The following is a 25,115-nucleotide window of genomic DNA, read 5'->3' as shown; positions in this document are numbered from 1 at the left end:
CCCGCGGGCGGGCGACCGATCCCCCGCCCGCGGGCGCTTCCACCCCGCCCTCCGGCCCGCTGGAGCACCCCCCATGAACGATCTGACGCGCCGCGGCTTCCTCTTCCTGAGCACCGCCACGGCCACGCTCGCCCTCTCCGGAACGCCCGCCGCCGGTGCTCCGGGGAGGATCTGGTCCTCTCGCCCGGCCCGGTCCGCGCGGCCCATGGTGCGCTGGTGGTGGCCCGACGCCCACGTCGATCCCGCCGAGATCAGGAGGGAGGTCGACCAGCTCGCCGCCGCCGGGTTCGGCGGCGCGGAGATCGCGGCGGTGCACCACAGCATCAGCGACAAGTCCGTGCTCGACCCCGTCCGCCGCGGCTGGGGCACCCCCGCCTGGAACGCCGCCGTCGAGGCCGCGCTCGACCAGGCGGCCAGACGCGGCATCCGCATCGACCTGACCATCGGCCCGTCCTGGCCGGCCGCGGTGCCGTCCATCACCCCGGACAGCCCGGCCGCGGTCAAGGAGCTCGCCCACGGCTCGGTCACGGTCGCCGCGGGCGCCACGTACGCGGGCGCCGCGCCGCCACCGGCCGTGCCGCCCGGCGAGGGCGTCACCGAGCGGAAACTGCTGCTCGTCCAGGCGGCCAGGATCGAGCCCGCCCACTCCACCGGCGACGAGACCGGCCTCGACCCCGCCTCCGTGCGGGAGGTGCCGGTGACCGGCGAGAACGTCACCTGGACCGCGCCCGCCGACGGCGAGTGGGTGCTGATCTCCTACTGGGAGCGCGGCTCCGGCCAGCGCCCCGAGTCCAGCCCGCACACCGCGCCCGAGGCGTACGTGGTCGACCACTTCAGCGCGGCGGGCACCCAGGCGGTCATCGACTTCTGGGAGTCGGAGCTGCTCACGCCCGCCACGCGCCGGCTGCTGAAGAGGGCGGGCGGCGCGCTGTTCGAGGACTCCATCGAGATCGAGACGGACGCGCTGCCGTGGACGCCGGGGCTGCTGGAGGAGTTCGGGCGGCGGCGGGGCCACCCGCTCGCGCCCCTGCTGCCGGTGGTGCTGCTGGCGGAGGAGGACCCGGTCTTCGCGTACGAGGCCGCCATGACCCGGCACGCCCGTAAGGACTACTGGGACACGATCTCCGAGCTGTTCAACGAGCACCACTTCGCCGGGCTGCGCGACTGGGCCCACTCGCTCGGGCTGAAGCTGCGCGCGCAGCCGTACGGGCTGCGGACCGACGCCATCGCGGCGGCGGCCGTGCTGGACATTCCCGAGGGCGAGTCGCTCGGGTTCAAGAACCTCGACGACTACCGCTGCCTGGCCGGCGGCCGGGACCTGGCGGGGCACGAGCTGCTGTCCAGCGAGGCGGGCGCGTACGCGGGCGGCGCCTACACCACGACGTGGACGACGCTGCTCACCACCATGGGGGGCGCGTACGCGGCGGGGCTCAACCAGACGGTGCTGCACGGGTTCTCCTACGCGAGCGCGCCGGGGGCGGCCTGGCCGGGGTTCGCCGCGTTCACGCCGTACGGCGGGACGGCCGGCTATGCCGAGTCGTGGGGGCCGCGCCAGCCGACCTGGCACCACGTATCCGATATTTCTGGCTATTTCGCCCGCATCCACGAGGTCCTGCGGGAGGGCGTCCCGCGCGCCGACGTCGCCGTGCTGCGGCAGACCGGCTACACCAAGACCGGCATCGGCGCCTCCTGGTTCACCCGCGACGGCATCCCCACCGGCTGGACCCACCAGTTCGTCAGCGGCCCCCTCCTCGACCTGCCCGCCGCCCGCGTCTCCGGCGGCCGGCTCGCGCCGTCGGGGCCCGCCTACAAGGCGCTGTTCGTCGAGGGCGACAAGTTCTACGCGGGCGAGCCCACGATGACCGTGCCGGTGGCCGGGCGGCTGCTGGAGTACGCGCGGGCCGGGCTGCCCATCGTGCTGCTCGGCGCGTGGGAGTCGGCCTCGGTGCCGGGCCTGCCCGGGGACGGCGAGAACGAGCGGCTCCGCGACCTCGTCGCCGCGCTGCTGGCCGAGCCCACGGTGCGGATGGTCGCCGGCCAGGCGGACGTCCCCGGCGCGCTCGCCTCCCTCGGCGTGCGGCCCGACGTGCGGTACGCCACCCCCAGCACGCTGCTCACCCTCCGGCGGGCAGCCGGGGAGATCGACTACTACTACCTGTGCAACGGCAAGCACGTCGAGAACCCCAAACCGCCGGTCGCCCCGATCGACCACGACGTCACGCTGGCCCGCGCGGACCGCCACGGAGTCCCGTACCTGCTGGACCCGTGGACCGGGCGGGCCGAGCGGATCGCGCTGTACACGGAGGAGCCCGACGGGATCCGCCTGCGCGTCGCCCTCCGGCCCGGGCAGGCCCGGATCGTCGCGATCGCGCGGGCCGGGCTGTTCGGCGACCGTACGGGCCGGCTCCCCCACGCCACCGCCACCGACGCGGACCGCGCCCTCTACTCCGGCGGCGACCTCGCCATCCGGGCCGCCACGGCAGGCACCTACACCACCGCCCTCTCCACCGGCCGCACCGTCACCACGGCCGTCGGCGAGGTCCCCCCGCCCGTGGAGCTGTCGTCGTGGCGGCTCAGGGTCGAGGACTGGCAGCCCGGCGCCACGCCGACGCAGACGTCGAAAGTCGTCCACGAGCTGGACCTGGACGCGCTCGTTCCCTGGGCTGAGCTCCCCGGACTGGCCGACGTGTCGGGCATCGGGACCTACACCACCACGGTCGACCTGGACGGCCCGGCGTACCTGGAGCTGGGCGAGGTGACCGACACGTGCCGGGTGCGCGTCAACGGCCGCCGTCTCGACGCCGTCGACCAGCTCCACCCGATCGTGGACCTCGGCCCGCACGTCCGGCGCGGCCCCAACACCATCGAGGTCGAGGTCGCCACCCCGCTCGGCAACCGGCTCAGGGTCGCGGACCCGGACGTCTACGGCGGGCTGCGCCGGCAACCGTACGGGCTGAAGGGACCGGTCCGGCTGGTGCCGTACGGGGAGGCGCGGGTGCGCCCCTGAACCTGCCCCTCCGGAATGTTGAACTGGACTTTTTAGAATCATACTTCTACATTGTTCGGATGGACATCGCCAAGCCTTCAGAGATCTTCGACCGCGAGGCGGAGTGGGCCGAACTGGTCGAGTTCATCCGCGATGACTCTCCATACCCGACGCTCGGCGTGGTGTCGGGGAGACGGCGTCAGGGCAAGACGCTGCTCCTCGGCTCCATCGCCGATGCGGCAGGAGGCATCTACATCGAAGGCACGGAGGCGGTCGCCGCCGAGCACTTCCACCTGATCGGCGAGCAACTGGCTGCCCGCCTCGGCAGCCCCGTCCCGCTCCACTTCACGTCCTGGCGTGCGGTCATCGAAGCGATCCTCGACCTGGAGACCACGTCACCGCTTCCGGTGGTGATCGACGAGTTCCCCTACCTGGTGAAGGTCTCCCCCGAGCTGCCGTCCGTCCTCCAAGCGGCCCTGGACCTGCGGCGGCGCAAGGGAGGATCGCCGATCCGGCTGATCCTGTGCGGCTCCGCCCTCACGTTCATGGGCGGGCTGCTCGCCGGCAACGCGCCGCTGCGCGGCAGGGCGGGCCTGGAGCTGGTCGTCCCCACTCTGGACTACCGGCTGGCCGCTGATTTCTGGCAGATCAGCGACCCCCGGCTCGCTCTCCTCACTCACGCCGTGGTGGGCGGCACACCCGCGTACCGTCGCGAATACGTCCGCGACGACACGCCGCGGACGCTGGACGACTTCGACGAATGGGTCAAGCGCGCGGTGCTGAACCCCGCCCGGCCGCTCTTCCGCGAGGCACGTTATCTCCTCGCCGAAGAGCCGGACCTGCGCGACGCCGCCCTCTACCACTCGGTCCTGGCGGCGGTGGCGGAGGGGAACGCCTCGCGCGGGGGCATCGCCAACTACATCGGCCGCAAGTCCACGGAGATCAGCCACCCGCTCGCCGTGCTGGAGGACGCCGGCCTGCTGGCCAAGTCTCCGGACATGTTGCGTGCGGCCCGCCCGCTCTACCGGATCACCGAGCCGCTGATCACCTTCTACCACGCGGTGATGCGCCCGGCCTGGCGGGAGCTCGAACGCCGACGAGCCGACCAGGTGTGGAGGCGCAGCCGCGATCGATTCCTGAGCGGGGTGGTGGGGCCGCACTTCGAAGAGGTCTGCCGCACCTGGGCTGCGGACTTCGCGGGCGCGGAAGCCTTCGGCGGCGTCCCGGCGGAGATCGGTCACGGCGTCGTCAACGACCCGGAACGCCGGACCAGCCACGAGGTGGACGTGGTGGTCCTGGGCGAGCCGGACGGCGGGCCTCGCAAGGTGCTCTCCCTGGGCGAGGTCAAATGGGGGGATACCATGTGCGAAGGACACGTCGAACGGCTCCGCCGCGTACGCGACCTGCTCGCGGGCCGGGGATATGACACGCGATCGACCCGGCTGGCCTGCTACAGCGCCGCCGGGTTCACCGCGGATCTGCTCGCGGCGGAAGGCGGCGACCTCATGCTCGTCACGCCGGAGCGACTCTATTCCTGAGGCTACTCCTCAACGTCGACGCTACCGAGCGCCCCCTCCGAGCAACTCGTTCCACAGCCGTCTCGCCTCCGCAATGTGCACCCATGGGCTCTCGCTGACCCGATCACCACTGGCCGTCCTGTCCGTCCTGCGGATGTGGCCCAAGCCGCCCGCCACGCACAGTTCGTACGACGTCATCAGACACGCGCACGTGTGGTCCCGGACTCGGATGGAACCACATCTGGCCACTGGATCGGACCAGTCGATGACGACGTGCCCCTCCGCTGCGGGCTTCGGGTGCGAACTGTGAAATTCGTCCATGCTCATACCGCCTTCCAGACCGGCCGCGATGTCGGCCTCCGGACAGGAATTGCCACTTGGAGCGGTGCATACAGGGTTGAGCGCCCGCCTGCACCGGCACCAGCGGCGCGGAGAAGAAGTCGTAAGACCATGCGGTGTCCAGCCTCGCTCACTGTACTGCCATATTAAAAATGCAGCAAGGTTCAGTCGTCGGCCTTGATCGCCGGCCTTACTGGCGTACGAGTATGGTGATGAAGTAGGACGAGTCGATCGGAGGGCGTAGAACGTGCGTCCATCAGGTTGGGCCAACACCTCGGCCCCTTATATCCGGCCTCGCCACGACGGCCCCGACGCCTGGGCCGACGAAGCCGCCCAGCGGGGACATGTGGGCACGAACGAACTGCGCGAAGTCAGCGAGATCCCAACGCCCCCAGACATTGCCCGCGACCTGAGCATCGAGGGTGAACAACACGTGGTGGTCCGGCGCCGCACGGTCTTGCTGGACGGGGCTCCGGTCGAACTCGCCGACTCCTACTATCCGGTCTCGATCGCTCGCGGTACACCTCTTGCGCAACCGAGGAAGATCCGTGGCGGTGCGGTGCGACTGCTCGCTGAACTCGGCTACAGGATGCGCAAAGTCGAGGAAACGGTGAGCGCCCGGCCGGCCACGGCGACCGAGCGGAACCTGCTGCACCTCGATGAGACCGACTGGGTTCTGGTGCTTCGCCGCGTCATCCGGGACGACGCCGGAACCCCGTTCGAGAGCACCGTGATGGCTATGATCGCCAGCGGCCGCGAACTACGGTACGAACACGAGGAAGGCTGAACGTGGTGAAACGGGTTGACAGCCGACCTCGGCATCAGCAGGTGGCCGCAGACCTGCGCGCCCACATCATGTCCGGCCTTCTTCCCGCGGGCGCGCAACTGCCCTCAACGCAGCAACTTGCGGAGCAGTACGGATGCGCACCTGCCACTATCCAGGGGGCGATCAAGCTACTGAAAGACGAGCGCTTTCTGGAGGGGCAGCCCGGCAAGGGCGTCTTCGTACGGCAGCGGCAGCCCTTCGCTGTCACGGCCACCGCGTATAAAACTCCCGCGCCGGGCGGCTACAGCTACGACCTGCTGCATGTGCGTGAGGTCGAGCCACCAGCCGACGTCGCGCACGCGCTCGATCTCACCGAAGGTGAGCGGTGTGTAGAGCGCCACCGTGTCCTGCTGCACGCCGGCGATCCGATCGAACTCTCGTGGTCGTACTATCCCCTCGCCATCGCTCAAGGGACACCCCTCGCCCGACAAGCAAGGATCAAAGGCGGCGCCCCCAAGGCGCTCGCCGACCTGGGTTTCCCTGAGCGGACCTTTGAGGATCGAATCTCCGTCCGACAACCGCGTACCGAAGAGGTCGTGTTGCTCGACCTACCGTCAGACGTGCCGGTGATCAAGCAGTTTCGTGTGATCCGCAGTGACGATGAGCGCCCAGTAGAAGCGTCAATTCTGATCAAGGGGGGCCATCTGTTCGAGGTGCTCTATCGGCAGCAGGCCAGGCCCGAGTCCGGCGAACGATAGCGAGAAGACGGCAGCGGTCATCCCTCACCTGAGGATCTGCCCCCGCATGCGCAACCAGTCATGGTGAACTGCGTGCAGCACACAACCGTGGACAATCGCCGAAGAAGGCGATCTTCATCGCGAAGCCTCCCCTGGTCTCCCGGAACAGGTTGGATCAGGCACGTTACCGAAGAACCGGCCCTTCGTGACGGGGTGGGCCGGCGCCGGCGTCCGCGTCGGTCGAGGAGACCGACGCGAACCCGGTCAGCTTCGGCCGCTCGATGGTCTCCTCCACCGTGAGCCGCGGGGCGGGCAACGGCCGGGGATGGTCAGGGCGTGACGCCGTAGAGAACGCGTTTTCCTCTGTTGTCGCCCTCGCCAGGATATTCGGTGACCGACCACAGCAGTACGGGTTGGCCGTTGGTTGCCGATCGCTGCCAGTAGAGGTCCTGTACGCCCTTCCCGGCGAAATGCGGTGTGGGCGTCTGCCCGGGAACGGCCTGGTACCGCCGGCCCAGGCTGGTCGGGTTGTTGCTTCTGGTGAACTGGTAGACGTTTCTCCAGGAGACCCCGCCCTGCATGGAATTGTGCACCTGGGTGTAGGCCTCGACCGCCTGCGCCCTGTTGCCGGAGAACTGCAGGCAGCCGCGGACGCAGGCAGCGGAGTCGGGCCGCATGTTCCAGCGTGCCACCCTGCCCACGGTGCAGCGGGCGGAGGTGGCCGGGCACCATTCACCGGTGAGAATCGTCGGCGGGTTCGTGCTGCGGTCCAGGCCGACGTAGGTGTAGCACGGCGGGACTGCCTCGGCGCGGCACTTCTCCTCCTGGCTGGCCTGCGACCGCCACACGCCGATCAGCGGCAGGATGAACCGGTAGCCGCCCGTGTAGTAGATGCCGTTGCTCTCGCGGCCGATCCGGTTGTCGTTGGTGGTGTTGGCGTTCGGCCGGCCCCGCATGTCGAGCAGATTGTGCATGTCGAAGACGTAGATGCCGGTGTCGTCGTCCGTGGCGAGCAGATATTGTTTGTACCAGACCAGGCCGCCGGCGTGGATGTGCATATTGCCGTAGGTGACGTTGTTTCCGGTTCTCCGCGGCTCGACCAGGAGTGCGTGGTCATATCTGTACGGCGCGTCCTCGCCCAGGAGCGTGATGCGGGCGGCGTTGTTCTTTTCCGCACTGGTCGTGTAATGCCACGACAGGGCGAAGGCGCGAGTTCCGTCGACGGTGCCCTGAGGATGGGAATCCCAGGTGCCGCTGATGCCCTGCGTCACCCAGCGCGGCTCGTTCAGATTGTTGCGGACTGTGGCGTCCTCGCGTTCCAGGCAGAACCAGTTCTGGGTGACCACTCTGGCCGAATTCCTGCTCAAGGCGCCGGCGTTCTGATTCGCCTGAGGGCAGTTGCGGGTGGCGCGCTTGGTGGCGGCGGCCAGGAATTCGGCCGGATTGGTGTACTCGGCGGCGCCGAATCCGAGGGCGCCGCGCAGATCGCGGACGAGGTCCGTGTACGGCGTACCGCTGGCGTCACTGTTGTCCCAGGTGAGCACGTAGTCATTGGCGTTGGGCAGCTTCCGCATCGGCTCCGGATAGGGCTGCGCGGCGGCCTGACCGGTGAGGGAGGTGACGGCGAGGAACGCGGCGAGCGTTCCCAGCATCAGGGAACGGAACGAACGTGCCATCGGTTATTCACCTCCCCGGCGAACCCGGTTTCCGGCGGGCCCGCCGGCAGTGGGGCAGAGGACGGCAGCCGCGCGCGCAGCGGCCGGCGGAATGGCGGATCGGTGATGCAACATTGTTGTCCCGGTCTACAGAATGGATTGGAATCGGCCACGAACACGTCAGCGACGCACGACCGGCTTCCCGTGCGCACTGCTGACCCCGGCGCGTCCGTTTTGACGCCAAATTCCGGATAAGTGAGCAAACGCCGGTCACCTGCGGACGACATGCCCGAGCATTGCGTCGATCCTCTGAATACCGTGACCGACCAGTGCATACCCCGCGCCCCGCGGATCGCATCGCACCGCCCATCAGCAGAAGGCAAAGAATATACCGTTCGCTTCCCGCCACTCCTCTTCTTTTCCGGAGGGGAACCGCCGATACCCACGAAGGTGAGCAAGCGATGACCCGCCCGATGTTGTCGTTCCGTTGACCGTTCCCGGTCCTGGGTGCGGGGCCGTGGGATCCTGTCCACCCCGAAGGGTGCAGGATGGGACAGGTGGAAGACGACGGTGCCGCAGGAACGCGCCGCGGCTCGCGAAGTCGCATCCTGATCGCAGCGGCGGCCGGGATGGCGGTCCTTGCCGTGCTGGCCGTCGCAGCTCTCGACCGCGGCACCGACGCCCGCCGCGATGACCGTGCGATGACCAGCGCCCAACCTTCCGGGGCCCACGCCGCCACACCGCAGGCATCTCCCCGGGCGTCCGAAGCGAGTCCCATGCCGACGTGGGAGGGGCCGACCGTCCCGCCGATCGACGAGAGCCTGGCGCGGGGCTCGGCGTCGGCGCCGGTCACCATCGTGGAGTTCGGCGACTTCAAGTGCACCGAGTGCGGCAAGTTCGCGCGCCGCATCGAACCCGAGCTGCGTCGCCGCTACATCGACACCGGGATCGTACGTTTGTACTGGCGCGACTTCCCCGCCCAGGGCAAAGGGTCCGAGCGAGCGGCCATCGCGGCCCGCGCCGCCGACCGGCAGAACGCGTTCTGGCGCTTCCACCATGCCCTGTACGCCGATCAGCCCGCCGGCTTCAGCGATGATCGGCTGCGTGCCGTTGCCGCCCGGATCGGCCTGGATGTGGCCCGCTTCGAGGCCGACCGGCGTGACCCGGAGCTGCGGCGGGCGGTGGAGCAGGACTTCGCCTTCGCCGCCGGGCTCGGCCTGCCCGGCACCCCCGCCTTCTTGATCAATGGAGAGCTCTTCTTCGGCGCGCAACCGCTGCCGAAGTTCGTCGAGGCGATCGAAAAAGCCCGCCATGAGTGAGGTCGGGTACGCCGCCGCTTTCCTGGGCGGGCTGTTCGCCCTGGTCAGCCCGTGCGGCGCGGTGCTTCTTCCGGCGTTCTTCGCCTACGCCTTCCCCGGCCGCGGCGCGCTGATCGGCCGCACGCTGCTGTTCTACCTGGGCCTGTGCGCCGTCCTGATACCGCTCGGCATGGGATCGGCTCTGGCCAGCAGTCTGCTCTACGGTCACCAGGACCTGGTGATCACCGTGGCCGGGGTGGTGTTGATCGTTCTCGGGGTGCTGCAGGTGCTCGGCCAGGGCTGGACGATCGGGCCGCTGGAACGTCTGCGTGGCCGGGTCCGTGGCGACTCGCCGGCGGCGGTGCTGGCCCTCGGCGCCACCTCCGGGCTGGCCGGATTCTGCGCGGGCCCCGTCCTCGGCGCGGTGCTCACCGTTGCCGCCTCGTCCGGCGACGCGCTGCGCGGGGGCGTCCTGCTGGCCGTGTACGCCGCCGGGATGGCGGCGCCGCTGCTGCTCATGGCCGCCCTGTGGCGGCGCTACGACCTGTCCCACCGCTCCTGGTTGCGCGGCCGCGGAATCCGTCTGGGCAGGCTGCGACTGCACAGCACCACGCTGTTGTCCGGACTGACCTTCGTCGCCCTCGGCGTCCTCTTCCTCGCCTTCGACGGCACCCGCGGCCTGACCCTGCCCATCGCGGAGGGCTGGCAGGAGCGCCTGCAAGAGTTCGCGAGCGCAGCCCAGGGCCATCTGCCCGACCTGCCGCTGCTGTCGGCTGCCGCGTTCGCTCTCCTCGTGGTGACCGCCTGGCGGCTGGCCAAGGCCAGAAAGTGATCACCCGGTAGCCGTTCCCGACCAGGCCGGGAAGGCGTCGAACTCCTGCTGGTCACGCCCTAGCGCCTCGGCTCCCGAGGGTCTTCCGCACGACTCGGCGCCACGCCGATCGCCGCGACCTCCGACGCCCTGGATCCGGGCACACGGACAGTGCTTCCGGCCTTGACCGGGCCTGCCAAGGCGTATACATATCTATTCACAGCCAATTAAACATTCGCTCTTGAGAGGTGCAGGTGAAAGCAACCATCACGGTGCTCGCGACCGCGGCGGCGCTCGTCTTATGCCCGGTGACCGCACAGGCCGAGGCGGGTGACGAGCCGCGCTTCTCGGTGCCCGGGCGGGGCGGCGAGACCTGCGTCGACGCGCCCCTGACCATCACGTTCCCCGAGCCGCCGGCCCTGGGCACGACCGGCGCGATCGAGGTGCGCCGCGCAGACGGCACGCTCGCCGACCGCATCGAGGCCGCCACCGCCAGGACCGACAGGAAGAACGTCGGCAGCGCGATCTCCGACACCGGACTGCCGCACGACTTCTCGTACGAATCGATCATGATCGAGGGGCGCCGGGCCGACGTCTACCTGCACCACCGGTTGGAGTACGGGCAGGAGTACTACGTCACCGTCGACCAGGGCGTGTTCGCGGGCTTCGACGGCATGCGGGACCCCCGGGCCTGGCGGTTCACGACGACCGGGCGCGAGCCCAAGCCGGGCCGGTTGACGGTGTCGGCCAAGGGCACCGGCGACTTCTGCACCGTGCAGGGCGCCATCGACGCGGTGCCGACCGGCAACACGACCCCGGTGACGATCGACGTGCGGCCCGGCGTCTACACCGAGATCGTCTACGTCCGCGAGGACCGCCCGCACATCACCGTCAAGGGCGCGGGCGCGAAGCGCACCGTCATCCGTTATCCCAACAACGACCTGCGCAACGGCGACAAGGCGCTGAGGGACGGCGGCCCCGAGGACGTGTGCCCGCGCCGCGTGCTGGAGACCTCCGACCTGCACAACTGCTGGCGGGCCTCGTTCGGGGTGGACGCGTCCGACTTCCGGATGAGCGACGTCACCGTGCACAACACGACGCCGGACGGCGGCTCGCAGGCGGAGGCGTTCCGGGGCAACAACGAGCGCATCGCGCTCGAACGCGTGCACCTGCGCAGCTTCCAGGACACGCTGCGCCTGCAGGGCAAGGGCTTCGTGACCGACAGCCACATCAGCGGCGACACCGACTTCGTCTGGGGCACCGGCACGGTGTTCATCCAGGACACGGTGCTGGAGTCGACGGACCGCGGCTACATCTCGCAGAGCCGCAACGACGAGACCCGTCCGGGCACGGTGTTCGTCAGGACCAAGCTGACACGGGCGCCCGGCGTGCCGGACGGCTCGGTCGCGCTGAGCCGCAGCGCGGTGTGGCGGTTCACGCACAGCCAGGTCGTGTACATCGACACCGAGATGGACAGCCACATCGATCCGGCCGGCTGGCAGATCGACCCGAACGACTGCGCGCAGGCCCAGCAGACGTCCTTCTGGGAGTACGGCAGCACCGACCTGTCCGGCCGCGCGATCGACACCTCGCAGCGGCTGGCCTGCTCGCGCCAGCTCACGGACGCCGAGGCGAAGCAGTGGAGCGCCCCGGCGTTCGTCCTGGGCGGCTGGGATCCGGAGCGGGGTCACCGCGGAGAGCACGGGAGCCGATCTGATGCACACGAGTGACGAGACGGGCCCCGACGCGGCCGGCCCTGTGAGTAGCGTGGCGAGCCGGCGCGGCGTGCTGGGCGGGATCCTGGGCGGGCTCGGCGCGGCCGTCGTCGCGGGCACGGCGGCGCCGGCCTCGGCGGCCACGACACAGTCCGCGACCCAGAGCGCGGCCCAGGCCACGACGGGGACGGCCGCGGCGGCCAAGCAGCCGCCGCGCCCGGTGGCGCCGGTGAACCAGGAGATCGCGGCCAGGTTCGGCCCCGAGTACAGGACGCTGCCCGAGGCCGTGGCGGGCGTCGACATCGAGCCGCTGATCGGCATCCACTCGGCCGCCGACATCGCGGCCAGGCGCACGGCCATGGCGGACTACATCTGGAAGGGCGCGGGCCTGCCCACGTCACTGCCGGAGGTGGAGGAGGGCGTCGACGCGCCCGACTTCGCCTCGCTGACCGGCGTGCGCAGGATCGACCTGCTGACGGTCCCGCTGCGCTACCGCGTCTCGGCCAAGGTGTACGACCTCCTGCCGAGCAAGGGCTGGAACCGGCGGCTGGCCCTCTACCACAACGGGCACGGCGAGCCGTTCGACACCATGCTCCGCACCGTCCAGGCGCTGCTGGACCGGGGCTACCGGGTGATGGCGTACGCGATGCCGTTCCACCACTGGAACGCCCAGCAGATCGCCGACCCGGACGACCCGGACACGCTGCTGCCCGGCCCTTCGCACCGGGAGCTCCCGCCGTGGGAGCGGCCCGGGTTCTCGACGCTGACGTTCTTCCTCGAACCGCTCACGGTGACCCTGAACTACGCGATGGCGACGTACCGGCCGGCCTCCGTGGAGATGGTCGGCCTGTCGGGCGGCGGCTGGACGACCACGGTCTACTCCGCGCTCGACCCGCGGGTGACGCGCAGTTATCCGGTGGCCGGGTCGCTGCCGTTCTTCCTGCGCCCGGCCTCGCCCAAGCCGAGCCCGACGATCGGCGACTTCGAGCAGACCAAGGCGGCGCTGCCGGGCTTCTACGCCGCCGAGTCCGACGACTTCCTCGACATGTACGTGCTGGCCTCGATCGGGCGGGGGCGCGGGCAACTGCAGATCCTCAACCGGTTCGACGACTGCTGCTTCAACGGGGTCGGGCACCGCGCCTACCACGCCCCGGTGCGCGACCGGGTGGCGCTGCTCGCGGGCGGGCGACCCGAGGAGGGGCGGTGGGACATCCTCGAGGACGCCACGCACGAGGACCACACCATCTCGCCGCACGCGCTGTCCGTGATCCTCTGGGATCTTGACACCTCAAATATCACAACCTAATATCGGAATATAGATACATTACTGAATAAATATTCAGGCGGAGGATTGCGTGGCGGTCAGGACTTTTTCCCACCGGCGCCGGGTGATCGTGAACACCGATGCCAAAAATGAGGCGGACGACCAATTCGCGATCGTGCACGCCCTGCTCTCCCCGAGCCTCGACATTCGAGGTCTGGTGCCCGCGCATTTCGGCAACAGACGCACCCGGTCGAGCCTTGAGGAAAGCCGGGAGGAGATCGAGCTGCTGCTGCGGCTGATGAAGCTCGACGGCCAGGTGCCGGTGGCCGACGGCGTGCCGTACGCGCTGCCCGACGTCGGCACCCCGGTCAGGACGCCGGGCGTCGAGCTGATCATCTCCGAGGCCATGCGCGACGTGGCCGAGCCGCTCTTCGTGGCGTTCCTCGGCCCGCTCACCGACATGGCCTCGGCCCTGCTCCTGGAGCCGCGCATCGCCGAGCGGGACGTGACCGTGATCTGGATCGGCGGCGGCGGTTACGACGGCAGAGGGGGCGACCCGGGACGCCCCGAGTTCAACCTGTCCAACGACATCGTGGCGGCCAACATCGTGTTCTCGTCGGAGCTGCGGGTCTGGCAGATCCCCGCGCCGACGTACCGGATGATGGCGGTCGGCTACGCCGAGCTGGACGAGAAGGTCGCGCCGTACGGCGAGATCGGCGACTACCTCGTGCGCCAGCTCGTCGAGTGGAACGAGAGCCAGCACGGCGGGTCGATCGAGTTCCGCGTGCTGGGCGACTCCCCCGCGATCGGGCTGATGCTGCACCCGGCCTGCGGGACCTGGGTGGAGCGGCCCGCGCCGAACTTCCGCCACGACGGCTCGTACGACTTCTCCGTCGCGAACCGGCCGATCCGCACCTACGACTCGATCGACGCACGGTTCATCCACGAGGACTTCTTCGCCAAACTGCGGGCCTTCGCGCAGAGGAGGGTGTGACATGAGCGCGCTGACGTTCGGCGCCGGAATATGGGCGTTCGGGCAGATCGTCGACCGGTACGCGACCGACGGCTACGGACCGTCGAGGACGATGACCGAGATGCTCGACCTGGCGGCGTCCGTGGACGGGCTGGAGTGCCTCGACATCAACGTGCCGTTCGCCGAGGGCGTCTCCAAGACGTCCGAGCTGGCGGCGGCGCTGGCCGAGCGCGGCCTGCGGGCCAGGGCGATCACGCCGCACCTGTACACGCGGGAGTTCGTCAAGGGGGCGTTCACCAACCCCGATCCCGCCGTGCGGGAGCGCGCCGTGGAGCGCGTGCACGAGGCGGTCGCCGTCGCGCGGGAGCTCGGCGCCGGCTACGTGAAGTTCTGGCCCGGCCAGGACGGCTTCGACATGCCGGGACAGGCCGACTACGCGCGGTTGTGGGACCTGACCGTCTCCGCGATCCATGAGCTGGCCTCGGCGCACCCGGACGTGCAGTTCGCGATCGAGTACAAGGCCAAGGAGCCGCGGGTGCGCATCACCCTCTCCGACGCGGCCCGCACCCTGCTGGCCATCGAGGAGGCCGGCCGGCCGAACGTCGGCATCGTCATGGACTTCGGCCACTCCCTGCTGGCCGGCGAGACGCCCGCCGAGGCGGTGCAGCTCGTGCACCGGCGCGGGCGGCTCGTGTCGGTGGAGCTGAACGACAACTGGCGCGGCTGGGACGACGACCTGCCGGTGGCGTCGGTGCACCTGTTCGAGACCATCGAATACCTGCTGGCGGTGCGGCGCATCGGCTGGAGCGCGCCGGTCCTGCTCGACCAGTTCCCCTTCAGGGAGGACCCGGTGCGCGCGCTGTCGCAGAGCATCGCCACCATCCGCATGCTGGAGCAGGTGTGCGACCGCGTCGACCTCGACGAGCTGCGTGACGCGCAGGAGCGGCAGGACGCGCTCAGGGCCCAGGCGCTGCTCTGGGCGGCGCTCGGAACCGCACGCGAGACGCCGTGACCCTCACGCGGACCGCCGGCGGCCTCCTGCTGCCCGACCACGACGCCATCGGTGAATGGCGCCGGCTGCGCGACCGGCTGGCGCACGCCGACCGGGCCGCCTCCGCCGCCGCGCTGGCCGCGCTGGCGGGCGGGATCCGGCGCACGGTGATCAGCACGATCCACGCGGCGGGCCTCGGGCACACCGGAGGCGACCTGTCCGTGACCGACATTCTCGCCACGCTGTACGGCGCCGTGCTGCGCATCGACCCGGCCAGGCCGGACTGGCCCGAGCGCGACCGCCTCATCCTGAGCAAGGGACACTGCTCGGTCGCCCTCTACACCACGCTCACGACCTGCGGCTTCTTCCCCGCGGACCGGCTGGCCACGTTCGCGGCCCCGATGTCGCCGCTCAACGGCCACCCCAGCCGCAAGGCGGTGCCGGGCGTCGAGACCAGCTCCGGCCCGCTCGGGCACGGGCTGCCCGTCGGCGTGGGCGTGGCGGTCGGACTGCGCCTGCGCGGGTCACCGGCCAGGACCGTGGTCGTTCTCGGCGACGGCGAGCTGCAGGAGGGCAGCAACTGGGAGGCCGCCATGACGGCGGCGCACCGGGGGTTGTCGTCGCTGACGGCCGTCATCGACCGCAACGGGCTGCAGCAGGGCGCGCCCACCGGCGACACCAACGACCTGGAGCCGCTGGCGGACAAGTGGCGGGCGTTCGGGTGGGAGGTCGCCGAGGTCGACGGGCACGACCATCTGGCGCTGCTGGACGCCGTGACGGCGCCGCGCGCCGGACGAAGGCCGCGCTGCGTGATCGCGAGGACCGTGAAAGGGCGAGGGGTGTCGTTCATGGAGGACCGGGTGGAGTGGCATCACAAGGTGCCGGACGCCGAGCAGACCCGCATGGCGCTCGAGGAACTGCGTTGATCGTCGAAGAGACGCACGACTGCAGGGACGCCTTCGCCGCGGAGCTGGTGCGGCTGGCCCGCGCCGACAGCCGGATCGTGGCCGTGTGCAACGACTCGGTGGGGTCGAGCAAGCTGGGTGCCTTCGCCCAGGAGTTCCCCGACCGGCTGATCAACGTCGGCATCGCCGAGCAGGACATGGTGGGCATCGGCGCGGGGCTGGCCAACGCGGGGCTGGTGCCGTTCGTGTGCGGGGCGGCGACGTTCCTGACCGCGCGGGCGCTGGAGCAGATCAAGGCCGACATCGCCTACAGCCTGGCCAACGTCAAGCTGTGCGGGATGAGCCCCGGGCTCGCCTACGGCGCGCTCGGGCCCACCCACCACTCGACGGAGGACCTGTCATGGTTGCGGGCCATCGCCGACCTGCCCGTCGTCGTGCCCGCCGATCCCGCGCAGACCAGCGCGGCGATCCGGTGGGCGGCGGAGACGACAGGGCCGGTGTTCCTGCGGATCGGCCGCTTCCCCGTGCCGGACGTCTCGCCGCCCGGCGGCCCCGCCTTCGCCTACGGGCGGGCGGCGCGGCTGCGGGACGGCCGGGACGCGACGCTCGTGGCGACCGGCACGATGGTCAGCCGCGCGCTCCAGGCCGCCGCGCTGCTCGCCGAGCGCGGGGTGGACGCCCGGGTGGTGAACGTGTCGACGATCTCCCCGCTCGACCGCGAGGAGATCATCGCCGCCGCCCGGCAGACCAGGGCTGTCGTCACGGCCGAGGAGGCGGTGCCCACCGGCGGGCTCGGGGCGGCGGTGGCGGAGGTCGTGCTGGAGACCAGGCCGGTGCCGATGCGGCTGCTCGGCCCCCGTACGTTCGCGCCGACCGGGGAGACGGCGTTCCTGCTGGAACACTTCGGGCTCACCGCCGAGGGCATCGCCCGCTCGGCGCTGGAGGTGCTGGGCCTTGACGACGGCTGACCCGCTGGTCCTGGGCGTCGACCAGGGAACCAGCGCCACCAAGGCGATCCTCGTGGACGCCGCGGGCGAGACGGTGGCGCGGGCCTCCGTGCCGCTCGCGCAGCGGCATCCGGCGCCGGGCATGGTCGAGCAGGACGGCGAGGAGCTGTGGCGCAGCGTCCGCGACGCGGTGTCGGCCTGCCTGGCCGGCGCGCCGCCGGGACGGGTGGTCGCCGTGGGGCTGAGCGTGCAGCGCGAGTCGCTGATCCTCTGGGACCGCGCGTCGGGCGCGCCGCTGAGCCCGCTGGTGAGCTGGCAGGACCGCCGGGGCACCGACCTGTGCGCCCGGCTGGCCGCCTCCGGCGCCGCGCCCATGGTCCGCGGGATCAGCGGCCTCCCCCTGGACCCGATGTTCTCGGCGGCCAAGGCGGCCTGGCTGCTCGACCACCACGGCCGGGTGGGCGGGCTCTGTCTGGGCACGGTCGACTCGTGGTTGTTGCACCGGCTGGGCGCCGGGCACGTGATCGAGGTTGGCAGCGCCTCCCGTACCCAGCTCATGGACGTCCGGGAACGCCGGTGGAGCCCGGACCTGCTGGAGTTGTTCGGGATCCCCGAGGAGACGCTGCCCGCGATCGTGCCGTCCGCGGCGCCCCCCTCAGCGCCCCCCTCAGCGCCTCCCTCAGCGCCCCCCGTAGGGCCGCACGCCGACGCCGCCGCGCTGCACCTCTCCCTGGCCGGCGTGCCGGTCAGCGCGGTGCTCGGCGACTCGCACGCCGCCCTGTTCGCGCACGCGGCGGGCCGTCCGGGACGGGTCAAGGTCACGTACGGCACGGGCTCCTCGGTGATGGGCCTGGCCGGCCAGGGAACCGATGGGGACGAGGGGTTGTGCCTGACCATCGGCTGGCAGGACGAGGCGCCCGCGTACGCGCTGGAGGGCAACATCCTGTCCGCGGGGGCGACGATCACCTGGCTGGCCGGGGTGCTCGGCACGGAGCCGGAGGAGCTGGCGCGGCTGGCGACCCGGGGGCGCAGGGGCGCGGTGCACCTCGTGCCGGCGTTCGGCGGCCTCGGCGCGCCGTGGTGGGATGACCAGGCGGTGGCGGTCATGACGGGGTTCGGCCTCGGCACCGGCAGGGAGGACCTCGCCAGGGCGGCGGTCGACTCGGTCGCGCTGCAGGTGGGCGATGTCGTGGCGGCCCTGGAGCGGGCGGCGGGCCCGGTCGACGAGCTGCTGGCCGACGGGGGTCCCACCGCGAACGCCGACCTCATGCAGTGGCAGGCCGACGTGACCGGGCGCGCGGTGCGGGTGGCGCGACGGCCTGAGCTGTCCGCGCTGGGGGCCGCTCACCTGGCCGGGGTGTCATCCGGTGTATGGTCCCGCCGGGAGCTGTCCGGGCTGCCCCGCCACGGCCGGTGCTACACGCCCGGCCTTCCGGTGTGCGAGCGCCGCCGCGCCCTAGCAGAATGGCACTCAGCAGTGGCCCGGGCTCGCCACCGGACCAGCAGGAGCGGCGGAGCCGAAGCGGAGGCCAGCGATCGTGGGAGCTGACAGTCAGTTCGAGAAGAGCCGTGCCGGCGGCGAGCCCGTGAGGTACACCGGGCGCCGGCTCAGCCAGGAGTCCGAGCGCATGCGGCTGCTGGTGCGGGTCGCGCGCCTCTACCACGAGCACGGCGTACGCCAGCCGCAGATCGCCGCCCAGCTGCGCATCTCGCAGCCGCGGGTGTCCCGGCTGCTCAAGGAGGCCGCGGAGATCGGCATCGTGCGCACGGTCGTGGTGGTGCCCAGCGGCGTGCACGCGCTGCTGGAGGAGGACCTCGAGCGCAAATACGGCGTGGAGCAGATCATCGTCGTGGACGCCGCGGGCGACAACCACGACGTGGTGGCCGCGCTGGGCTCGGCCGGGGCGACCCACCTCGACGCCACCCTCATCGGAGGCGAGCACCTCGGCATCTCGTCGTGGAGCGCGAGCCTGCTGGCCACGGTCGAGGCGATGCAGCGCCGTCCGGTGCGGGTGGCCGAGGAAGTCGTGCAGCTCATCGGCGGCGTGGGCAAGGGGTCGGCGCAGGTGCAGGCCACCCGGCTGGCCGCCCACCTGGCCGATCTGACGGGCGCCGAGCCGGTGTTCCTGCCCGCTCCGGGCCTGGTGGGCACGCCGGAGGCCCGCCAGGCGCTGTCGGAGGACCACGTGGTGCGGCAGGTCGTCGACGCGTGGTCGCGGCTGACGACCGTGCTGGTCGGCATCGGCAGCCTCGACCCGTCGCCGTTGCTGCGTGACAGCGGCAACGCCATCGACGAGGAGGAGCTGGAGACGCTGCGCGGTCTGGGCGCGGTGGGCGACGTGTGCCTGCGGTTCTTCGACGCCGATGGCAACCTGATCGACTCGCCGCTGGAGCGGCGCATCCTGGGCATTCCGGCCGCCGACCTGCTGCGGGTGCCCCGGCGCATCGCGATCGCCGGGGGCCGGCGCAAGGCTGCCGCCATCCGCGCGGCGCTCAAGGGCGGCTGGGTGAACACCCTGATCACGGACGTGGGCGTGGCCGAGCAGCTGCTCAAGGACTGACCCCCGCTCCCCCGGGCGGCGATCCCGCCCTGGGGCTCTCTCTCGTGCGCGAAGGCCGCCGGGCATCTGGCCCGGCGGCCTTCGCCGTCTCTGCTCCCAGGATGCCGTGACGGGTCTGTTAACTGACTGTTTCATCCGCGTACGTAACCACTCTTGACAGCCACAACCGTGTCGTTCACGATGTGATGAATCCACTCCATTCATGCCTGAATAAAAATTCTCACAAGCACCAGCGTGGTTCCGGAGTCGTGCCGAAAGACGGCACAGCCCTGTCTATTCGGGGCGGAAAGAGAGCGTTCCGCATGACCGAGGCCCTTGGCTTCGATCGCCATCATTCATCATTCAGCCGCCGGAATTTCGTGCGATCCGCGGCGTTGGCCCCGCCCGCTGTGGCGTGGGCGAGCACATCGAGCGTGGCGGCGAAGCCCAGCCCCAGCCCGAGCCCGACCCCCACGGTCGAGGCGAAGGTGCGGGCCAAGGGCGTGCCCGCCTTCCCCGGCGCCGAAGGGGCCGGGATGTACACCACGGGCGGCCGGGGCGGCGCCGTGTACGAGGTGACCACCCTTGACGACGACGGCCCCGGCTCGTTACGCGAGGCGGTGGCGAAGTCCGACGGGACGATCGTCTTCCGGGTCGCCGGCAACATCCGGATCAAGGGCGGCCTCGACATCACCGGCTCCAACCTCACCATCGCCGGCCAGACCGCCCCCGGCCACGGCGTCACCGTCATCGGCAACGAGACGCAGATCAAGGGTGACAACATCATCCTGCGCCACCTGCGCTTCCGCGGCGGCGACGAGCTCGGCACCCCCATCGACACCTTCGGCGCCCGCGGCGTGCGGGACCTCATCATCGACCACTGCTCGTTCAGCTGGGGCGTGGACGAGTGCTTCTCCGTCTACGGCAACACCAACGTGACCGTCCAGTGGTGCATCATCTCCGAGGGCCTGGTGAACTCGGTGCACCCCAAGGGCCGCCACGGCATGGGCGGCCTGTGGGGCGGCGACACCATCACCTACCACCACAACCTGCTCGTCCACGAGAACGGCCGCAACCCGCGCTTCAGCTTCACCGAAGGCATGAGCCTGGTCGTGGACCACCGCAACAACGTGATCTACAACCCCGGCATCACGTCCTGCTACGGCGGCGAGTGGTCCAACGGCATCAACATCGTCGGCAACTACTACAAGCCAGGACCGAACACGCGGCCCCCGATCGCCAGGACGATCGTGGCGCCGGGACGCTTCGGCGAGTGGCACGTCAGCGGCAACACGGTCGAGGGCCACGACGACATCACGGCCGACAACACCCTCGGCATCACCTACCCGACCGGCGGCATCACGCTGCTGCCCAGGCCGGTGGAGTTCGAGCACGGCATCACGGAGCAGACCTCGGCGCAGGCGTACGCCACGGTCCTGGAGCAGGCCGGAGCGACCCTGCCGCGGCGGGACGCCATCGACGCCCGGCTGGTCACCGAGGCGCGCACCGGCACGGGGCGGCACATCAACTCGCAGAAGGACGTGGGCGGCCCGCTGCCGCCGCCGTCCGAGGTGCCCGCCCCCGCCGACAGCGACCACGACGGCATGCCGGACGACTGGGAGACCGCGCAGGGGCTGGACCCGGAGAACGCCGACGACGCCAAGACGGTGGACGGCAGCGGGTACACGAACCTGGAGCGCTACCTCAACTCCATCCAGCGGGTCGGAGCCCGCAACCCCGAGGTGGCGATCCTGTCCCCCACGGCCGACCAGCTGTTCGCGGCCGACCAGGACAAGCAGTCCATCGTGGTCAAGGCCGACGCCAAGGCCCTCGACGGCGCGTCCGTCGCCACGGTCGAGTTCTTCCACGGCGACAAGAAGATCGGCGAGGCCACCGCGGCGCCGTACCAGGTGACCTGGGCGGACGCGACCGACGGCAGCTACTGCCTGACGGCCCGCGCGACCGACAGCACGGGGTCGGCGACCACCTCGTCGCTGGTGCCGATCCACGTCACCCGCACCAGGACCCACAAGCCGTGGAAGGCGCAGGACATCGGCGAGGTGCCCATCCCCGGGAGCACGGCGCTGAAGGACGGCGTGCTCACGCTGAAGGGATCGGGGAAGATCGCCGGCTGGAAGGACTCCTTCCACTTCGCCCACCAGGCGGTCGGGTTCACCAAGCAGGGCGAGGTCATCGAGATCACCGCGCGGCTGGACAGCATGAGCACGGGCCACATCGACGCCGTGGCGGGCGTCATGGTGCGCCAGGACCTCGCGCCGAACTCGCCGTTCATGATGGCCGGCATCGGTTACTCCGCGAGCGGCGACGACGGCGCCGGCCTGCGCGCCAAGGCCATCAGGGTCGCCCAGAACGGCAAGGAGCCCAGCGTCGGCCTCTGGCCGTACGACGAGGATCCGCTGAGCGTGAAGCCGTACTGGCTGCGCCTGGTCTGCCGGAGCCTGCCGACCGGCGACCACGAGTTCGAGGCCTTCCTCTCCGACAACTCGCTGCACTGGGACCGCATCGGCTACGAGCGCATCGCGATGCGCAGCGCCCGGTTCTACATCGGCCTCGCGGTCGACGGGAACCAGGAGGCGATCGCCGTCCGCAACTACACCACGGCGCAGTTCAGCCTCGTGAAGATCAATGGCTGACCAGACAGGAGCACACTCATGACACCACAACCGTTGACGAGGAGGGGTCTGCTCGCCGGCGGCGGCTTCCTGCTGCTGGCCTCGGCCAGTGGATGCGGCTTCTTCGACACCAGCCCCGACACGGGCGGCAAGGTCGCGAAGGCGGCCGACCTGTCGGCCAAGGAGGCTCCCGCGCTGGCCGAGCTGGTCAGGAACGGCAAGCTGCCGCCGCTCGCCGAGCGCCTGCCGAAGAACCCCCTGGTGGTCAAGCCGCTGAAGGAGCCCGGCTCGTACGGCGGCACGTGGAACTCGGCCATGGTGGGCGAGGACGACTGGGACTGGCTGATGTACACCCTCGCCTACGAGCCCGCCGTCCGGCTCAAGCCCGGCACCAACGGCCAGAAGGGCCCGGACGACATCATCCCCAACGTGGCCGAGTTCGAGGTCAAGAACGACGGCCGGGAATACGTCTTCCGGCTGCGCGACGGCCTGAAGTGGTCCGACGGGCAGCCCTGCACCGCCGACGACCTGCTGTTCGCCTTCGAGGACGTGGCCGTCTACAAGGACCTGCACACGACCGGCGTCTACGACCTCTACCTGGAGAACGGCACCACGGACGAGCTGGTCAAGGTGGAGAAGGTGGACGAGCGGACGGTCCGCTACGTCTACAAGGAGCCGAAGGCGGGCCTGCTCTTCCAGATCGCGGTCTCCACGTTCGAGCGTGGCGGGGCGGCCGGGTTCCTGCTGCCCAAGCACTACCTCAAGCAGTTCCACAAGAAGTACAACCCGGACGCCGACAAGCTCGCCAAGGAACAGCAGTTCGAGGACTGGACGCAGCTGTTCATGCAGAAGAACGACTGGGCGCACAACTCCGACATCCCGACGCTGCACCCGTGGAAGATCAGCACCGCGATCGGCGACGGCACGGCGGTGGTGGCCGAGCGGAACCCGTACTACTGGAAGGTCGACGACCAGGGGCGCCAGCTTCCCTACATCGACCGGTTCAGGTCGGACCTCCTCGGCGACGTCGAGGTGGAGCTGCTGAAGATCATGAACGGCGAGATCCACATGCAGCTGCGCAACTTCAACACGCCGGAGAACAAGCCGGTGGTCGCGCAGAACGCCGGGAAGGGCAAGTACCGGCTGTTCAACGTGCCGAGCCGGCTGAGCAACACGATGATCATCCAGTTCAACCAGACGATCGGCGACGACGACCTGCGCGAGTTGTTCCAGAAGAAGGACTTCCGGATCGGGCTGTCGTACGCGATCAACCGCAAGGAGATCATCGACGGCGTGTACGCGGGCCAGGGCGAGCCGTGGCAGGCCGCTCCGTCCAAGAACAACGCCCTCTACGACGCGGAGTTCGCCAAGCAGTACACGGAGTACGACGTCGCCAAGGCGGGCGAGTACCTGGACAAGGCCGGGCTGACCGAGAAGGACTCCGCCGGCAGGCGGCTGGGCCCCGACGGCAAGCCGCTGATCGTCACCGTCATGACCAGCGCGGAGTTCCCGCACCACGTCCAGGCGCTGGAGTTCGTCAAGAAGCACTGGGAGGCGGTCGGGGTCAGCCTGCGCGTCGATCCGGTCTCGGACACGCTGTTCACCGAGCGCACGATGGGCAACAACCCGCAGGCCTCCACGTTCACGTGCAGCGACTTCGACGTGATCACCGGCACCGGCGGCGACCACTACTACGTGCCGAGCAACTCCGGCAGCGCCCGCTACGCCATCCGCTGGGCCCTGTGGTACGGCAGCAAGGGCAAGAACGGCGACGAGCCGCCGGCAGTGGTGCGCGAGCAGCTCGACGCGTTCACCGCGATGCGCACGGAGCCGGACTTCACCAAGGCGCTGGAGCACGCCAAGGAGGTCGTGCGGATCGCCAAGGACCAGTTCTACGCGATCGGCGTCAGCTCGCACCCCGACGAGTACGGCATCGTCTCCAACGAGGTCAAGAACGTGCCCGACTCCATGTCCGTCTGTCCCGTGAACCCCGGGCCGACCCAGCCCGAGCAGTACTCCTTCTGAGGCGCCGGAATGCTGGGCTATTTCGGCCGCCGCCTGCTGTACGTGGTGGTGACGTTGTGGGCGATCTCGATCGCCACCTTCGTCATCATCAACCTGCCGCCGGGCGACTATGTCTCGACGCTGATCGCGAACGCGCAGGCGGGCGGCGAGGGCCTCACTCCGGCGGAGATCGAGAACCTCAGGCTGCGCTACGGCCTGGACGATCCGATCTTCTTGCAGTACTGGCGCTGGATCTCCGCGATCGTGTTGCACGGCGACTTCGGTCAATCGTTTGCCTGGAACCAGCCGGTCGCCACGCTCATCGGCGAGCGGGTCGCGCTCTCGGCGATCCTGTCGATCAGCTCGCTGCTCATGGTCTGGGCGATCGCGTTCCCCATCGGGATCTACAGCGCGGTCAAGCAGTACTCCTGGGGTGACTACGGGTTCTCCTTCCTCGGCTTCATCGGGATGGCGGTCCCCGAGTTCATGCTGGCGCTGGTCCTCATGTACATCGGGTTCCGCTACTTCGGGGCGAGCGTGGGCGGCCTGTTCTCGCCGGAGTTCCAGGACGCGGCCTGGAACCTGGGCAAGGTCCTGGACCTGATGGGACACCTTTGGGTGCCGATCCTGGTCATCGGGGTGTCCGGCACGGCCGGCATGATCCGGGTGACCAGGGCGAACCTGCTCGACGAGCTCTACCGGCCCTACGTGCACACGGCCAGGGCCAAAGGGCTGCCGGAGTGGAAGCTGCTGCTGAAGTACCCGGTGCGGATGTCGCTCAGCCCGTTCTTCAGCACGGTGGGCTGGCTGCTCCCGGGGCTCATCGGCGGGGAGACCATCGTGTCGGTCGTCATGAGCCTGCCAACAGGGGGCCCGCTGCTGCTCAGCGGGGTCATGAGCCAGGACATGTACCTGGTCGGCAGCTTCATCATGATCCTCAGCACGCTGACCGTGGTCGGCACCGTGGTGAGCGACCTGGCGCTGGCCTGGTGGGACCCGCGAATCCGCAAACGGTACAAGAGAGAGTAGCGCCA

General features: G+C 70.1%; 18 protein-coding genes. 17 read left to right on the top strand and 1 reads right to left on the bottom strand.

Annotated elements, in window-relative coordinates:
* Positions 1-73 precede the first annotated feature (73 nt).
* From ABGA98_RS33990 to ABGA98_RS33975, 4 genes are all read left to right on the top strand, one after another.
* Positions 74-3,007 carry a glycosyl hydrolase gene (locus ABGA98_RS33990; protein WP_347622518.1) on the top strand — a complete coding sequence of 978 codons (2,934 nt, stop codon included), beginning with the start codon at positions 74-76 and terminating at the stop codon, positions 3,005-3,007.
* 59 nt (positions 3,008-3,066) lie between these two features.
* On the top strand, positions 3,067-4,524 hold the full coding sequence (locus ABGA98_RS33985) for an ATP-binding protein (protein WP_347622517.1): 1,458 nt from the start codon (positions 3,067-3,069) through the stop codon (positions 4,522-4,524).
* Positions 4,525-5,188: 664 nt separating this feature from the next.
* Entirely contained in the window at positions 5,189-5,629 is a 441-nt protein-coding gene (locus ABGA98_RS33980) for a UTRA domain-containing protein (protein WP_347622516.1), read from the top strand.
* A gap of 41 nt (positions 5,630-5,670) precedes the next feature.
* The gene (locus ABGA98_RS33975) at positions 5,671-6,366 is read left to right on the top strand and encodes a GntR family transcriptional regulator (RefSeq protein WP_347622515.1); all 696 of its coding nucleotides are present in this window, start codon (positions 5,671-5,673) and stop codon (positions 6,364-6,366) included.
* A 308-nt stretch (positions 6,367-6,674) separates the two neighbouring features.
* Here the strand turns inward: ABGA98_RS33975 and ABGA98_RS33970 are convergent, their stop codons facing one another.
* Complete coding sequence (locus ABGA98_RS33970) at positions 6,675-8,021, bottom strand: hypothetical protein (protein ID WP_347622514.1); 1,347 nt, start codon at positions 8,019-8,021, stop codon at positions 6,675-6,677.
* Between the two features lie 536 nt (positions 8,022-8,557).
* On the opposite strand from ABGA98_RS33970, the gene ABGA98_RS33965 reads away from it, so the two are divergent.
* The 13 genes from ABGA98_RS33965 to ABGA98_RS33905 all read left to right on the top strand — a co-directional run bounded on the left by ABGA98_RS33965 (position 8,558) and on the right by ABGA98_RS33905 (position 25,110).
* Positions 8,558-9,319: a thioredoxin domain-containing protein gene (locus ABGA98_RS33965; protein WP_347622513.1), complete on the top strand. Its 762-nt coding sequence runs from the start codon at positions 8,558-8,560 to the stop codon at positions 9,317-9,319.
* Positions 9,312-10,130: a cytochrome c biogenesis CcdA family protein gene (locus ABGA98_RS33960; RefSeq protein ID WP_347622512.1), complete on the top strand. Its 819-nt coding sequence runs from the start codon at positions 9,312-9,314 to the stop codon at positions 10,128-10,130. The genes ABGA98_RS33965 and ABGA98_RS33960 overlap by 8 nt, the downstream gene beginning before the upstream one ends.
* A 233-nt stretch (positions 10,131-10,363) precedes the next feature.
* The gene (locus ABGA98_RS33955; protein WP_347622511.1) at positions 10,364-11,839 is read left to right on the top strand and encodes a pectinesterase family protein; all 1,476 of its coding nucleotides are present in this window, start codon (positions 10,364-10,366) and stop codon (positions 11,837-11,839) included.
* The gene (locus ABGA98_RS33950) at positions 11,826-13,130 is read left to right on the top strand and encodes a hypothetical protein (protein ID WP_347622510.1); all 1,305 of its coding nucleotides are present in this window, start codon (positions 11,826-11,828) and stop codon (positions 13,128-13,130) included. Before ABGA98_RS33955 ends, ABGA98_RS33950 begins: the two co-directional genes overlap by 14 nt.
* Positions 13,131-13,179: 49 nt before the next feature.
* Positions 13,180-14,082: a nucleoside hydrolase gene (locus ABGA98_RS33945; RefSeq protein ID WP_347622509.1), complete on the top strand. Its 903-nt coding sequence runs from the start codon at positions 13,180-13,182 to the stop codon at positions 14,080-14,082.
* A gap of 1 nt (position 14,083) precedes the next feature.
* Positions 14,084-15,073 (top strand): TIM barrel protein, encoded by a 990-nt coding sequence (locus ABGA98_RS33940; protein WP_347622508.1) that lies wholly within the window; start codon positions 14,084-14,086, stop codon positions 15,071-15,073.
* Positions 15,070-15,978, top strand: a complete 909-nt coding sequence (locus tag ABGA98_RS33935; RefSeq protein WP_347622507.1) for a transketolase — start codon at positions 15,070-15,072, stop codon at positions 15,976-15,978. Before ABGA98_RS33940 ends, ABGA98_RS33935 begins: the two co-directional genes overlap by 4 nt.
* The gene (locus ABGA98_RS33930; RefSeq protein WP_347622506.1) at positions 15,975-16,925 is read left to right on the top strand and encodes a transketolase C-terminal domain-containing protein; all 951 of its coding nucleotides are present in this window, start codon (positions 15,975-15,977) and stop codon (positions 16,923-16,925) included. The genes ABGA98_RS33935 and ABGA98_RS33930 overlap by 4 nt, the downstream gene beginning before the upstream one ends.
* On the top strand, positions 16,912-18,453 hold the full coding sequence (locus ABGA98_RS33925) for an FGGY family carbohydrate kinase (protein ID WP_347622505.1): 1,542 nt from the start codon (positions 16,912-16,914) through the stop codon (positions 18,451-18,453). Before ABGA98_RS33930 ends, ABGA98_RS33925 begins: the two co-directional genes overlap by 14 nt.
* Positions 18,443-19,465, top strand: coding sequence for a sugar-binding domain-containing protein (locus ABGA98_RS33920; RefSeq protein ID WP_347622504.1), 1,023 nt, complete (start codon positions 18,443-18,445; stop codon positions 19,463-19,465). Before ABGA98_RS33925 ends, ABGA98_RS33920 begins: the two co-directional genes overlap by 11 nt.
* A 413-nt stretch (positions 19,466-19,878) precedes the next feature.
* Positions 19,879-22,098: an Ig-like domain-containing protein gene (locus tag ABGA98_RS33915; protein ID WP_347622503.1), complete on the top strand. Its 2,220-nt coding sequence runs from the start codon at positions 19,879-19,881 to the stop codon at positions 22,096-22,098.
* Between the two features lie 18 nt (positions 22,099-22,116).
* Complete coding sequence (locus ABGA98_RS33910) at positions 22,117-24,102, top strand: ABC transporter substrate-binding protein (RefSeq protein WP_347622502.1); 1,986 nt, start codon at positions 22,117-22,119, stop codon at positions 24,100-24,102.
* Positions 24,103-24,111: 9 nt separating this feature from the next.
* On the top strand, positions 24,112-25,110 hold the full coding sequence (locus ABGA98_RS33905) for an ABC transporter permease (protein WP_347622501.1): 999 nt from the start codon (positions 24,112-24,114) through the stop codon (positions 25,108-25,110).
* Positions 25,111-25,115 lie beyond the last annotated feature (5 nt).

The organism is Nonomuraea sp. B1E8 (assembly GCF_039871515.1).
GTDB lineage: Bacteria > Actinomycetota > Actinomycetes > Streptosporangiales > Streptosporangiaceae > Nonomuraea.
The sequence above is the reverse complement of the archived record's forward strand: the minus strand, read 5'-3'. Positions and strand labels throughout refer to the sequence as shown.

What these genes read in the sequence shown, in the direction of transcription:
- ABGA98_RS33990 (WP_347622518.1), top strand. Translation starts at nt 74, where the DNA reads ATGAACGATCTGACGCGCCGCGGCTTCCTCTTCCTGAGCACCGCCACG.
- ABGA98_RS33985 (WP_347622517.1), top strand. Translation starts at nt 3,067, where the DNA reads ATGGACATCGCCAAGCCTTCAGAGATCTTCGACCGCGAGGCGGAGTGG.
- ABGA98_RS33970 (WP_347622514.1), bottom strand. Translation starts at nt 8,021, where the DNA reads ATGGCACGTTCGTTCCGTTCCCTGATGCTGGGAACGCTCGCCGCGTTC.
- ABGA98_RS33960 (WP_347622512.1), top strand. Translation starts at nt 9,312, where the DNA reads ATGAGTGAGGTCGGGTACGCCGCCGCTTTCCTGGGCGGGCTGTTCGCC.
- ABGA98_RS33950 (WP_347622510.1), top strand. Translation starts at nt 11,826, where the DNA reads ATGCACACGAGTGACGAGACGGGCCCCGACGCGGCCGGCCCTGTGAGT.
- ABGA98_RS33940 (WP_347622508.1), top strand. Translation starts at nt 14,084, where the DNA reads ATGAGCGCGCTGACGTTCGGCGCCGGAATATGGGCGTTCGGGCAGATC.
- ABGA98_RS33910 (WP_347622502.1), top strand. Translation starts at nt 22,117, where the DNA reads ATGACACCACAACCGTTGACGAGGAGGGGTCTGCTCGCCGGCGGCGGC.
- ABGA98_RS33905 (WP_347622501.1), top strand. Translation starts at nt 24,112, where the DNA reads ATGCTGGGCTATTTCGGCCGCCGCCTGCTGTACGTGGTGGTGACGTTG.